The sequence below is a fragment of the Enterovibrio gelatinilyticus genome, from assembly GCF_028683095.1.
Classification (GTDB): domain Bacteria; phylum Pseudomonadota; class Gammaproteobacteria; order Enterobacterales; family Vibrionaceae; genus Enterovibrio; species Enterovibrio gelatinilyticus.
This window is the reverse complement of the sequence record NZ_JAJUBC010000016.1, coordinates 106246-119975: the sequence shown is the minus strand read 5'-3', so window position 1 is coordinate 119975 and position 13730 is coordinate 106246. Positions and strand designations below refer to the sequence as shown.

The 13730-nt window shown below is 48.2% G+C and carries 10 protein-coding genes and 1 tRNA gene; 4 read left to right on the top strand and 7 right to left on the bottom strand.

The genetic code is table 11. The features are described from left to right. Nucleotides 1–141: 141 nt before the first annotated feature. Nucleotides 142–245: transfer RNA gene (locus LRP50_RS14930), tRNA-OTHER, on the top strand. A gap of 238 nt (nucleotides 246–483) precedes the next feature. Here the strand turns inward: LRP50_RS14930 and LRP50_RS14925 are convergent. The 3 genes from LRP50_RS14925 to LRP50_RS14915 all read right to left on the bottom strand — a co-directional run bounded on the left by LRP50_RS14925 (nucleotide 484) and on the right by LRP50_RS14915 (nucleotide 4750). Next, on the bottom strand, nucleotides 484–1353 hold the full coding sequence (locus tag LRP50_RS14925) for a TraB/GumN family protein (protein WP_274165252.1): 870 nt from the start codon (nucleotides 1351–1353) through the stop codon (nucleotides 484–486). A gap of 56 nt (nucleotides 1354–1409) precedes the next feature. Next, nucleotides 1410–1844: a DUF411 domain-containing protein gene (locus LRP50_RS14920; RefSeq protein WP_274165251.1), complete on the bottom strand. Its 435-nt coding sequence runs from the start codon at nucleotides 1842–1844 to the stop codon at nucleotides 1410–1412. 146 nt (nucleotides 1845–1990) lie between these two features. Then, nucleotides 1991–4750: a cation transporter gene (locus tag LRP50_RS14915; protein WP_274165250.1), complete on the bottom strand. Its 2760-nt coding sequence runs from the start codon at nucleotides 4748–4750 to the stop codon at nucleotides 1991–1993. A 120-nt stretch (nucleotides 4751–4870) separates the two neighbouring features. Here LRP50_RS14915 and cueR point away from each other — a divergent pair, with 120 nt between their 5' ends. Beyond that, nucleotides 4871–5266 carry a Cu(I)-responsive transcriptional regulator gene (gene cueR / locus LRP50_RS14910; RefSeq protein ID WP_274165249.1) on the top strand — a complete coding sequence of 132 codons (396 nt, stop codon included), beginning with the start codon at nucleotides 4871–4873 and terminating at the stop codon, nucleotides 5264–5266. A gap of 126 nt (nucleotides 5267–5392) precedes the next feature. Here the strand turns inward: cueR and LRP50_RS14905 are convergent, their stop codons facing one another. From LRP50_RS14905 to LRP50_RS14890, 4 genes are all read right to left on the bottom strand, one after another. After that, the gene (locus LRP50_RS14905; protein ID WP_337992919.1) at nucleotides 5393–7348 is read right to left on the bottom strand and encodes a CHASE3 domain-containing protein; all 1956 of its coding nucleotides are present in this window, start codon (nucleotides 7346–7348) and stop codon (nucleotides 5393–5395) included. 472 nt (nucleotides 7349–7820) lie between these two features. Then, entirely contained in the window at nucleotides 7821–8675 is an 855-nt protein-coding gene (locus LRP50_RS14900) for a co-chaperone YbbN (protein ID WP_274165248.1), read from the bottom strand. A gap of 452 nt (nucleotides 8676–9127) precedes the next feature. Next, nucleotides 9128–9955, bottom strand: coding sequence for an SDR family oxidoreductase (locus LRP50_RS14895; RefSeq protein WP_274165247.1), 828 nt, complete (start codon nucleotides 9953–9955; stop codon nucleotides 9128–9130). An 8-nt stretch (nucleotides 9956–9963) separates the two neighbouring features. Then, nucleotides 9964–10572: an arylesterase gene (locus LRP50_RS14890; RefSeq protein ID WP_274165246.1), complete on the bottom strand. Its 609-nt coding sequence runs from the start codon at nucleotides 10570–10572 to the stop codon at nucleotides 9964–9966. Between LRP50_RS14890 and LRP50_RS14885 the strand changes: the two genes are divergently transcribed. Continuing rightward, nucleotides 10571–11248 (top strand): ABC transporter ATP-binding protein, encoded by a 678-nt coding sequence (locus LRP50_RS14885; protein ID WP_274165245.1) that lies wholly within the window; start codon nucleotides 10571–10573, stop codon nucleotides 11246–11248. The genes LRP50_RS14890 and LRP50_RS14885 overlap by 2 nt on opposite strands. After that, a complete protein-coding gene (locus tag LRP50_RS14880; protein ID WP_274165244.1) occupies nucleotides 11245–13665 on the top strand; it encodes an ABC transporter permease in 2421 nt (806 codons plus the stop codon). The genes LRP50_RS14885 and LRP50_RS14880 overlap by 4 nt, the downstream gene beginning before the upstream one ends. Nucleotides 13666–13730: the final 65 nt, after the last annotated feature.

The window sequence follows — 13730 nt, the reverse complement described above, 5'->3', positions numbered from 1 at the left end:
CGTTTAGGTGTTGCTGGGCTGGTGAGTCATGCGTATTGCATGATGATCGGGTATTGAATGCAGAACCAATCGAATTACTCTTCACTGACCACTTTCAGGTAGGTAGCCGCCTCTGAGTAAGCAGGAAGTGTTTTAACGATTCGGTGAATGTCGCAGCTTGGTAGCGCATCTATGCTTCTAAATAGAAGAGGACCAGAGGGTCGGGTACGGGATGCCGCCCAGTTCGAATCCCTCTTCACCGACCAAGTATTCGAAAGCCTCTGCAGAAATGCGGAGGCTTTTTTCGTTAGTGCGGAATGGTTTTTTTGAAACTCGAAATGCTACAACTAGCACTTTGCGGTAACATACCCGCTATCAGAGAATTAAGTCAGTATTAGCAGGGCAGTTGTATGCGCAAGTCATTTATTATTTGGTTTATTTTGCTTTTCTTCGTATCAATGATTGTGACTAAAGTGGTGGTCGGCAGCTAAGGCCGACCTTTTATCACGACGGGAATTCAGGCAGTTCGCAGTCAGCTTTTTGGCCTTGATTCAATGGTGTGATAGTGAACCCTTTGTTATTCAATAGCGTTAATAGCCCTTCTTCTCCCGGCAAATGCAACGCACCCACAATCACCACGTATTCACCCTTCGGCATTTGTGCTGAATCAGTCAGCATTTTTATCCAATTGATATTACGGTCGATCAGTAGCTTGCGTTCGAAATCGCTGGCATCCCCCATTTCATCAACAATCGTTGTCATTTTCTCGTTATCACCGACATGCCATGCTTCAATCAGGCACGGCATAAACTCTTTTGAAAGTGCCCAATGCGTTAGCGTATCGTCCAAGAGGGCGAGACCGTGGTCACCGGTTCCTGCCAGTAAATCAATCTGCTCTTGAACCGTTTCAAACGTCTTCACGGGAATATTTAAGTTTTTTGTGCGAGAAAGAAAGTGCAGATCGATGCCTAGTGCTTGTTGGAGTTCTAACGTTTGGCTTTGCGCAAGTTGTAACACCATGGCGGTTTGCCAAGGTGGCATGTTCAGTAACACGGATTCTGGATAACCCAATTCTTTTGCGATGGTGGCGAGTGCATCTCGTTGTGTCGAATCGACCAGTTCGCTGGTGGGTTTTCCTTGGGGGAATGTTATTTGTGTATCGTTGATCACATCCGCTTCGACTATCAATGCGTCGGCCTGACGAAACCGTGATTCAATCACGTTAGGAAGCGGGTAAAAATCGGGTTTTCCCAAATGGACCGAGCCCATTAAGGTATAGGTAAGTTCGCCTTTTTGTGCTTGCCACACCAAAGGTTCAGCTGTAACAGATTGAGCGAAGAAAAATGCAAATAGCGCGGGGAAGAAACGTTTCATTAAACCTCCATACCTGTGGTTATTCAGTATGGAGGCTCTGGTTCTAAAAGTCAGCTTTAGTTGTGGCTGTTATAAATCATGGTCATGCCAACGTGAGAGAAGCCCACTACGTCATAGGCGTCTTTCTCGTCTCCATACTCCATACCCGGTGAGCCCATAGGCATACCTGGAACAGCAAGGCCAGCAAGCTTAGGTTTTTCAGCAAGGAACTTCTTAACGTCACTGGCAGGAATATGGCCTTCAAATACGTAGCCATCAATCACTGTGGTATGGCAAGAAGCGAGCTGTGGTTTGATGCCAAATTTTTGTTTGATAGGGTTCATGTTGACATGATCTTCGGCGGTCATTTCAAAGCCATTGTCTTCCATGTGTTTCACCCACTCTTTGCAGCAACCGCAATAAGGGGATTTGTAAGTGATGCCTGTTGCCGCAAAAGTGCTTGCTGAAAGAAGTGCGAGGGAAAAGGCAGCAAGTTTAGGTAGAGTTTTCATGATTATCTCCTCAATATTTTTTGATTTTTATGGCCATGCGCACCAGTACGGGCACATGGCTCAATGTTTAGTTTTATTGTGTATCTTTCTTGCCTGATAGCCAGAACCACCAAATGATTAAAGCAATTAGGCCAACGCCTATCAGATTAACCAACATGATTACCTCCTTTGCGAGGTTTGAACCAGCGCAGTCTATTTGCGTTACTCACCACAGTGATAGAAGACAACGCCATGGCAGCCCCCGCCACTACAGGGCTTAGTAATGCGCCGGTGAGGGGATATAGCACACCCGCCGCAATGGGAATACCCAAAGAATTGTAAATAAATGCGCCAAACAGGTTCTCTTTCATATTGCGTAGCGTTGCTTTGGACAATTCTAATCCGTCTGTCGCGGCATCAATGGAGTGACGCATCAATGTAATTTGCCCACTTTCAATGGCTACGTCGCTACCGCTTCCAATGGCAATCCCCACTTCAGCTTTAGCAAGCGCTGGCGCGTCGTTAATACCATCGCCTATCATGGCGACTTTACGCCCTTCTGATTGCAAGCGTGAAATCACATCGGCTTTACCATCCGGTAGTACGCCAGCGACAACATCATCAATCCCTGCTAGTGCAGCAATGGCGTTGGCAGTATCAGGGTGGTCGCCTGTCAGCATGACGACTTTGTAGCCTAAACTCTTCATACGAGCCACGGCGCTGGTTGAATCATGGCGTAGTGGGTCGCTAATGCCAATCAACCCTAATAACTGCGTGTCGCGGGCAAGGTATACAGTGGTTTCACCGCGTTGGGCTTGTTGTTTGGCGTGATCGCTTGCATCGCTGACATATACGCCTTTCTCTTCCATCAAACGCGCATTACCGAGAAAGTATGTGGTGCCGTTAATGCTTGCTTGCAGGCCCTTTCCGGGAATGCCTTCAAAATGCGCAATATCCGATAACATCAATGACTTTTCTTTGGCTGCATCCAACACCGCCTTGGCGAGAGGGTGCTCAGAGCCTTGTTCTAAGCTGGCAGCCAATTGAAGCATTTCTTGATCGTCGAGAACCATACTGTCTAATGAAGTGACTTGTGGTTTGCCTTCTGTCAGTGTTCCGGTTTTATCTAACACCACAGTATCAACGCCAGCCGCATGTTGAAGTGCTTCTGCATCTCGAATTAACACACCGAGTTCTGCTGCGCGTCCAACCCCTGTGGTGACAGACATGGGCGTTGCCAGTCCTAGTGCGCAAGGGCATGCAATGATCAATACGGTTGTTGCGGTCACTAACATGAAGCTCAGCTTGGGATCAGGGCCAAAGTTGTACCAACCTAGCGCAGTAAGAATCGCAATGATCATCACGGTCGGGACGAATATTGATGAGACAGTATCCGCCATACGTGCTAATGCAGGTTTACTGCTTTGCGCTTGTCGGACCAAATGGATGATGCGCGACAGCATGGTGTCGCTGCCAATGCCCGTAGCGGTAAATAACATACTGCCGCTTTGGTTTACTGTCCCTGCGTGCAACGTGTCTCCGGTGACCTTTCTGACGGCGAGAGGCTCACCAGTCAACATGGATTCATCGACATAGCTTTCGCCACTGTCAACAACGCCATCAACGGGGATTTTTGCCCCGGGTTTGATGCGAAGAACCATACCTGCGGTGACATCCGACAGCGCGACTTCGCGCTCTTGCCCCTTTTCGACGACTAAGGCATTTTGCGGCTGAAGGTCGAGCAGCCTATCTAACGCTTTAGACGTTGAAGCGCGGGCTCTGGCTTCAATCGCGTGACCGAGGGTTACCAAGCCAAGAATCATCGCGGTGGCTTCAAAATAGACGTGTCTTGCTTGTTCAGGAAATAGCGTTGGCGCAATCACAACGGCAATCGAATAAAGCCATGCAGAGCCAGTACCTAACGCTACCAAGGTATCCATCGTCGCTCTGTGATGCCGCAATGCCTTAACGGCATTGATAAAGAAATGCTTACCCGCGGTGCAAAGCAGCGCCAACGTCAGGAGTGCAATTATGCCCCAAGCAATTTGACTGTTGGTGCTGTCGACAGTCATTGAGCCACCGAATAACCCCCACGCCATCAGAGGGGCACCTAGCCCTAAAGATAGCCATGTATGGCGCTTGTGTTCTGCAAACTGTTGGCTATGCAGGGCCGCTTGTCGTTCTCTGCGTGTGGTTTCATCTTCGCTCACCTCAGCACCATACCCTGCGCTTTCAATGGCGGTAATGAGTGCCTTTGCGTCAGCATGGCCGGAGACTAGTGCGGTACGTTCTGCCAAGTTGACGTTGACGCTATCAACGCCAGAAACGCTTTTAATGGCACTTTCGACCGACGATACGCAACTTGCGCAGGTCATGCCTGAAAGAATCAATTGCAGTGAAGCCGTATTGGGTTTGTTGGCAACTGGCGCTTGAGTGACGTTGGCTTCGGTTTTTTGCAAAGGAACTGAATCCGCAGTGCCTGCCGTTGGGGTGGCCTCGTCCTGATCGATAACCTGATAGCCAACCTGCTCAACGATTGCAACCAGTGCATGTCGTTTTAGCCCACTGGAAATGGTGGCTTCAGTTTTGCTCACTTTGAAATCATAAATATCAGGGGATGCGTCAAAGGCTGCTGTCAGTTTAGCCACACAACGACCGCAACTCAGGCCGGCAAGTGGCAGCGTGACTGTGTTGCCGACTTGATAGCCAAGGGACTCAATAGCCGCAACCACTTCATGGACTGGCGCATCAGCGTTGATTTTTATGCTGGTTTTGTCTGCACTGGCTTGGGTTACGCCATCAATAGCGTCAACCGCCGTCATAACCTTGCGTACACAATTCATGCAATTCAGCCCTGATAAGGGAAGCGTGATCAGATTTTGTGCTTTGATTGGCGAGTTTGGGTTTGGAGCTTGTATATCAGCCATGCGGTAACCTTGTTTCGCCCATAGTGACTTGCGGTCAGGCGTTGGAATTGTTCATAATGTAAAGCATAAACCTTCCATCAACTGTAAGGTCAAGCATGAATGTGAGATTGGGAGCGATTGATGAAGATTAATGAAGTTGCACGTATAACGGGGCTGACAGCGAAGACCATTCGATTCTATGAGCAGAAGGGTGTGATCAGCGAACCGGATCGTAGTGATAACGGATATCGAGCCTACAGCGATCGGCACATTAATGAACTGCAGATGATCAAGCGATCACGGTTGGTTGGATTTAGTCTCGATGAGTGTCAATCCTTACTGGATATGTCACGTAATCCGAATCGTCGAAGTGCCGATGTAAAACAGAAAGCACTAGAGAAAATCGCAGAGATTGATGAGAAAATTATTGAGCTGAAAGCGATGAAAGCCTCCCTTAAGTCTTTAGCGAGTACATGTCCCGGTGATGAGAGTGCATGCTGTCCGATCATTGAAGCTCTTTCTCAGGGCAATGATTGAACAATCACTTCTCATGAAAAAATCCGCTCATTGAGAGCGGATTTTCTATTTTTGCGCATAGAGTTAGTTCGTGAGTTTAGTTGGTGAACTTAGTGCGTATGCAACATAGCCATGTCATGTCTGCTATCAAGCGCGAAGCTTGAATTGGCCAACAATACTTTGTAGCGTATTTGCCAATTGAGAAAGTTCGTTACTGGCATTGACGGTTGTTTCGACACTGTCTGCGCTTTCTTTCGAAATCGAGCTGACCTCTTGAACGTTTTTGTTTATTTCTCTTGTCGTTGCACTTTGTTCTTCACAAGCCGTAGCATTCAGCGTACTGAACTGTTGTATTTCGTTGATCGCTTTCGTGATGATATTGAACGCATCGCCAGACTTGCCAGCATCTTCTACGCTGGCGTTGACGATAGCACTGCTTTTCTCCATGCTCGTGACAACTTCGCGAGTACCTTGTTGTAGTCTCTCTATCAGACTTTGAATTTCTGATGTTGAGTTCTGAGTTCGCTGAGCCAATCCCCGCACTTCGTCCGCAACAACGGCAAACCCACGGCCTTGCTCCCCAGCCCTTGCTGCTTCAATCGCTGCATTCAATGCAAGCAGATTAGTTTGGTCCGCAATACCTAAGATGACGTCAAGAATGCCGCCAATGTTATCGGTTTCTTCGGCGAGTTGATTAAGACGATTAGCCGTTGTGTTGACTTCGTTTTCAAGTGTTTGAATGCTGTTGATAGTATCTTGTACTACTTTCAGTCCTGATTGCGCTTCACCGTTCGCCTGATCAGCGAGTCTTGCAACGGCTTCGGCATTGCTGGAAACGTCATTAACAACACTTTCCATCTCTTGCATGCCAGTCGCCACTTGTTCTGTCATGTGTAATTGATTCTGTGCCCCCTCGCTAGTGGCATGGGTGGTACTTCCCAAGTCACCTGAAGCGACACTGAGTCGATCACTGGCTTTAGCCATACTCGTGATTATACCGCTGAGACTTTCAGAGGTATCTCTCAGCGCATTTTGGAGATGTCCAATTTCGGTATTGGCGCCTTTTTCGAGTGTAAACGTCAGGTCTCCTTTTGCGAGTGAGCCTGCAGCGGCAACCACTTTGCCGATTGGCTTCGTAATTGTGCTAGATACAAATAGACCAAACAGAATAGCGACAATGATGGTTGTTATGCCGCCGAAAATAATCACATTGGAAGCAATGACTGATGCTTCATGTGCAGCCGTGGAGCGTTGCTCCATGAGGCCTTGCTCGATTGAAACGATTGCAGCCACTTTCTCTCTCAAACCATCCATGAAGGCCTTGCCCTCTTTCTTTGATAGCTTGAGGTATAAGTCTTGAGACGTCGAAAATTTGTTGGCTTCTCTCACTTTAGTGATGGCTTGTTCTGCATAGTCGTTAATCCAGCCTTGCGCATCTGAAGCCAGTTGGGTGCCTTGAATACCTCCCAATATCGCTTCTGCAGTTTCTTTTCCTGCAATGTAGGGCTCTAAGTATTGCTCTTGTCGGTTTAGCAAGAAGCCACGAAGACCCGTTTCCATATTGATCATCGAGCTAAGAAGCCTGTTTCCAGCCAAACCAAATTGGTTTGACGCAATTTCTGCTCTTAGACCGTCCATTTTCTGTTTGCCGATCCCAGAGTCAATCAGTGCTTTCAACTCTGTGTTAATTTCATCACCAGCACGAATGTCTTTTCTAAGTGATATAACACTTTCTGCGTAAACGTCCCATTTGGCTGCATCTTTGGCGACGTCATCAAATCTGACTTGTTGGGCGGGGTTATCACTGGTGAGGTTTTTAACGATATCCAAATTTTCTTTGAACGATTTCATCCCGCCAAAGTAGGGTTCCAAATAGGCATCTTCCCCTCCAATAGCAAAGCCACGAAGACCTGTTTCTTTGTCGACCATGGCGTTGACAAGGTTATTTGAATGATCCATGACCTTGTAAGTATGGTTAACCATGTCTGCGGTTTTATCCATGGTATTAATGCCGTTCCATGCGACACCGCAAAGCAGGGCAAGCAGTAACCCTGTGATTATATTGCCGACAAGTAATTTTGATTTGATAGTTAGCTTGTTCATTAACACGGCATCCCCCTGGTTAACAGGCTTAATCAAGCTGGTTAAACAATCATTCACTAATGGTGTACAGAAAATAGTCTGGCTCAAAATTGAGTCGCTTGCCTCTATTTCTGGCAATTTTTGTTGGGGTATTCTGAAGGTGTGTTTTGCTTTGAAGTAGGCTGTTTGGAATGTTTGACTTTAAAATCAGTCGGTTAATATGCGTTAAGATGTCTGGGTTTATGATGTTTGTGTTTGAATTAATTGTGAATTTCGAATAGGGATCGGGAGGGTGTTTTATCACCGCCTTAATCGGGGAAATGACGACAATGTTTTCGACCAATGAAGCATCATTTCTCTCTTTGGGGGAATGCTTTTATACAGCGCTGATTGAGGTTTGTTTTATTGATATACCCAAGCTTGAATCAGCACAAAAAAAGGCCGCTCAAAAGAGCAGCCTATCTTAGGACAAGACACACCGACATAGGAGGTATCAATAAAGCAGTGAATACAGTTGGCGACGGTAACGGCTGGCAACTTCATTGCCCTGACCGAGGGCTGCAAGAATATCCATCATGGTTTTCTTTGCATCGCCATTGGCGCAGTTAAGATCTTTACGCAGTAAGCCGATGAGCAACTCTAATGCTTCTTCTTGACGGTTAACCTGACTGAATTGAATCGCCAACTCGTAAGCCAAATCCGCATTGCTTGGGTCAGCATCGTATGCGTTTTGAAGTTCGCGAATTTCTGGCGTGTCAGCGGCTTGCTTATGCAGTTCAACCTTGGCAATAAGTGCCTTGTATTGTGCATCTTGGTCTTGCATTAGCACGGTTGCAAGGGTGGCTTCTGCCGCGTCGTATTGCTGGGTTTCAACTAAGCACTCAGCCATGGCTAACTTAAATGCTCCGGCCTCACCCAATGCAGCTTCTAGCACTTTAAGTTGCTGCAACGCATCGGTGTAGTTGCCTTCAGCAATAAGTGCGAGGGCTTGTTTGAATGCTATTTCGTCTTGGCTTGGCAAATGACGAGTAAGCATTTCACGCACAGTATCTTCGGTTTGTGGCCCCGCAATACCATCAACAGGCTGTCCATTGCTGAACAATGCAAGGGTAGGCAATGCTCGAACGCCGAATTGCTGCACGAGCATTTGTTGCTGTTCGCAGTTGAGTAATGCCAGCGTGAAAGCGCCTGCGTATTCGTGTGCTAACTTTTCGAGAGCGGGAATGATCTCTGTGCTTTCTGGACTCATTTGCGCCCAAAAATGGATCAGGACTGGAGTGTTTACAGAATTCTCCAGCACTTGCTGAAAGTTTTGCTCGGTAAGTTCAACAATATAATTCGGTTGCATGGTTTCGCCCACTGAAAGGAGTAATGCTGTAAAGGTGGGGGGAGAGCACCGAAAATTCAAGGCATTAGGCGGCGAAATTCGTACTTGGTGGCAAAGTTGAGAGGTTTCATCAATAGGTTTGATGAGAAATGAAAAAGGCCACTGGTATCAGTGGCCTCTCTCGTTTGGCGTTTGTCGATATGAAACGCTGACTTAGAACACAAGCAATATCGCCAGCGTTACACTCAGACAGAGCCAGTTCAATTGACTTAAGGACATAGTCCGGCTCCTTGAGGGGAATTATTGTTTTTGTTTTCGTCCCCGTTCACGGCCTGATCCGACACACATCACACTGAAGTAGAAGGTTAGGGCAGGTGTTTCACGGTACAAGGAACAGCTTACCAAGGCTTTATGACAAAACTATGAACCTGACAAAATTGTTTTTATGCATTTTTTTGGGATCCATTCGACCATTAGCCTCCTTTGGCTAAAACGCGGTCAAGCATTCGTGAAGGAAGCAGCCTTTTGCACAGAGCCATATAGTGCGTTGGCTTTGTTACTCGATAGCGAATTTTCGCTCTTGGTGCGGTTAGCGCATGCAGTAACGGTGCAATAATCGCTTCTGAAGGAAGAGTATACTTGTTGGTGGAATGTTCGCTTTCCATGCGAGATTGCTGGGCACGGTAATCACTTTCAAAGCGACTATTGTTAATATTTATGGCTTGATAAAAGGCGTCAAGCGCATTGGCACGAAAGCGACTTTCAATCGGGCCGGGTTCAATGAGGCTAATTTGTATTGGCGTGCCCGCAAGTTCCAATCGCAGTGTGTCTGTCCAACCTTCAACAGCGAACTTGCTGGCGTTATAAGCGCCACGGAATTTCAGGGCGACGAAACCTAACACAGAACTGTTCTGTACGATTCGTCCCGCGCCGTTTTCCATCATCATGGGAATCACAGCTTGCGTTAGGGTGTGCCAACCAAAAAAATTAGTTTCAAATTGTTTCCGAAGTGCATCTGTGGGCAAGTCTTCCAATGCACCTGGCTGACCATAAGCGCCGTTGTTGAATAGCCCAAAGAGTTTACCTCCTGTGTATTCTCTTACTGCCTCCACGGCAGTAAGAATGCTGTTGGTATCGGCCAAATCCAGCTGAATACAGTACAACCCTTCGGCATTTAGTCGCGCGACATCCTCACTTTTTCGGCATGACGCAATCACATCAAAGCCTTCTTTTGCCAATGCGTGGGCACACACGTAGCCGATACCAGATGAGCATCCTGTCACCAAAACCGTTTTTGTCATTGTTTTTACTATCCTTGTTTGTTCAGATGAGGGAGAAGTTGCTCAGTCACAAATTCAGCTATCCATGGTTGGGCGATGTCTTTCGGGTGAAGACCATCAGACATCATCCAGCCATCAGTGAGTACGACTTTTTCCATAAAAAAGGGAATGAGTGGGATTTGCATATCTTTACTTAGAGATGGATAGATATCGGCAAAGGCCTTGCTGTATCTTTGACCATAGTTAGGTGGGATCTGGATCTGCATAATGGCAACGTTCGCGCCATTTCCCTGACTAAGACTGATCAATTTGGCCAAGTTGCTACGTATTTGTTTGGGCGGGAAGCCTCGCAATCCATCATTTGCGCCTAGTTCAATAAATACCCAGTTAGGTTGATGTTGCTCAAGCAGAGCAGGAAAACGGTCTAGGCTGTTGCCACTCGTGTCGCCAGAAATGCTGGCGTTAATCACGCGCGTTATTGGGCTAGAAGAGGCCAATTTCGGTTCCATCAATGATGGCCAGCTTTTCTCAATGGCCATTTGATAGCCTGCGCTCAGGCTGTCACCCAACACAAGCAGCGTCTGAGCCGTGGCGCTTTGACTCAGAATTAAAAGACAGAAAGAAAGGATGCGAATCATGACAACTCCAGTGATCAGGGCCAGTAATGTTTCAAAAAAGGTGACGACGAATACGCAGTCTCTGACCATTCTGCAGGATGTTTCGCTTCAGGTCGAGCAGGGGGAAAGTATTGCTTTGGTTGGGGTTTCAGGGGCGGGTAAATCGACGCTGATGACACTGCTTGCGGGATTGGACACGCCAAGTACGGGTGAAATTGAGTTATTAGGGCAACCTCTTAGCCAATTGGATGATGATGCGCGAGCTGCATTGCGTGCCGAATCCATTGGCTTTGTTTTCCAAAGCTTCCTGCTCGTCCCTTCTTTGACTGCGCTCGAAAATGTACTTCTGCCTTGTACCATTCGTGGTGAAGACGAGGATGAAGAGCGAGGAATGTCACTGCTTGCTTCTGTTGGCCTAACCGGGAGAGAAACCCATTTGCCATCCCAGCTTTCAGGCGGTGAGCAACAGCGCGTCGCTATCGCTCGTGCATTCATGACAAAACCGCAGGTTCTGTTTGCGGATGAACCCACAGGTAACCTTGACCAACACACGGCGGCGACAGTGATCGATCTTCTGTTCTCATTGAACCGAGATCATGGGACGACGTTAATTCTCGTGACCCATGATCCCGCGTTGGCGGAGCGTTGCCATCGCACCTTACATCTCAATGCTGGCGAGATGGTGGAGGCTGCATGAGAAAAACCTTGGTTTGGCGCTGGGCTTGGCGCGAATTATTCCATGGGCAGCTTTGGCCTATCGTTGCTGCACTCGCGCTTATTATTGCGTGTGTTTTTGCGCTTTCAGCTTTAGCTGGGCGGATAGAATCCGTTTTGACTCAGCAAGGTAGAACCATGCTGGCAGCCGATTTGGTGCTGCGTAGCAATCAACCGCTCGCCCCTGAAATCCTGACTCAGCTTGATGCCACTGGCGCAGAATCATCGGATCAAACGCGTTTCGGCACCATGGCGTTTAGTGATAACAGCATGCAACTGATCAGCGTGAAGGCGGTTGAAAGCAATTACCCACTTCGCGGTGCACTAGAACTTCAAAGCGAAGCTGAACTGCGTGACAAGGTTCAGCCGGGGGAGTTGTGGTTGGAAGAGCGCTTATTCTCATTGTTAGAGGTTGAGCGCGGCGACACGGTAGACGTTGGTGATGTTACCTTGACCGTGTCAGGCATGATTGTCTCAGAGCCTGAGCTGTCCTTTAACCCGTTCAGCCAAATGCCCGCGGCATTGATTCACCAGAGTGATGTGGATGCCTCTGGTGTGGTGCGTCCAGGTAGCCGTGTCAGTTATCGTTACTTCTTCCGAGGAGAAGACAGTGAGCTAGCCGCCGTAAAGGCGAGTTATACGCTTGATGAAGGGCAACGTTGGATTGATGAAAACGACGGTGACCGCACGGGAGATATGCTAGATCGCAGTCGCGGGTATTTGTCCTTAACTGTCGTGTTAGTGATCATCATGGCGGCAGCGACTTTGCTACTGACTTGTCAGCATTACGTCGATAGCCGAACGCAAACCTTGGCGATGGTGAAAAGTCTAGGGGCCCAGCGATCATGGGTTCGACGCTGGCTATCAAGACAGCTATTGATGCTCATGTTGATGGCAACTGTTTTAGGGCTGGGAGTGGGCGCTGGTCTGGAGTTTTTGCTGCGTTTACCGCTGGCTGATGTCCTGCCTTCGCCGTTGCCCAGTTATGGGATCCTGCCGTGGGTTTTAGGCCCTCTTGTGGCGTTACTTGTCGCTTTGCCTGCGTTAGGTATTCCATTGATTCGCCTTGTTGAAGCGCCCGCAATGAGCGTGCTCCAAGCACAAAGCAAAGTACGTGCTCGTAAAAACCCATGGAGCTGGCTACTTACGGCTGTGCCTGTACTGGCCTTGGTGGCGTGGTCTTATGACAATCGCTTGCTGTGGCTAGTCTTAGCGGCATTGGTGCTCATGCTAAGTTTACTCGCAGGCTTGGGTGTGATGGTATTGCGCTTTGCGCAAAAGCGGGTAAAACGTCCTGCCTTCAAGCTAGCGTTAAGTCGTATTACCCGTAATCCAGCCTCCAGTGGGGCGCAACTCGGTGCCTTGGCGACCTCGTTCATGTTGTTGTCGATTATTTGGCTATTGAGAACAGATTTGTTGGAAGATTGGCAACAAACTCTGCCACCAAATGCGCCAAATGTGTTCGCATTGAACATTGCCAAGCAAGAGCTGGGGGATTATGTCTCCCGTATCGATGAAAACAACATAGAGCGCTCGGAAGCATACCCTATTATTCGTGGCAGGCTGATCGGTTTAAATGGTCAAAACTATGCAGAGTTAACGCCCAATCGCGAAGAGCGTGATGAAGCGCTGCGTCGTGAATTGAATTTTACGTGGCGTGATACTTTGCCGAGCCATAATGAATTGTTGCAAGGCAGTTGGCCTAGTGAAGGTGGCGTGTCGGTCGAAGAGGGCATTGCCCAGCGTTTAGGGTTACGTTTGGGGGATGAGTTAACCTTTAGTGTTAACAGTCAGGAGTTTACCGCGACCATCAATTCGATTCGCGATGTTGAATGGCGAAATATGAAGCCTAACTTCTATTTTATTTTTGACCCTGAACTGGTGGAAACACTCCCTGCGAATTGGTTGATCAGTTTCCGGTTAGAGCAAGCGCAGAGTGACATATTAAATGGACTTGGGCGTGACTACCCAACCGTCACCTTATTGGATTTACGCGCCATGAGCAGTCGTATTCAAGCGATTCTCAGTCAGGTGAGCTTGTCGTTGTCAGTGTTGGCGGGTCTTGCTGTGGTGAGTGGTTTGTTACTTCTTCTCACGCTGTTGCGCATTACGCTTGCGGAGCGTCAGCGTGAAATCATGCTCTATCGCACCTTAGGTGCAAGCAAGAAGCGTATCAATACTACCTTGTGGGCGGAATACGGCATCATGGCGTTAGTCTCGGGTTGTATGGCGGTGGGTGGTGCGGAGTTAGCGATGGCGGCATTGCTTAAATGGGGCGTCGAATTGCCTGTTCGCCTTCACCCTGAAGTGTGGCTGGTGCTGCCGACGTTGGCGGTAGGGTTGGTATTCTTGACGGTCGCTTGGATGATCCGAGGGTTACTAGAACCGCTCAAACGCTAAGGGTAGCTGCACTGACAGACCAAAAGGCACGTGACTCACGTGCCTTTTTATTTGCCGATGGGTAT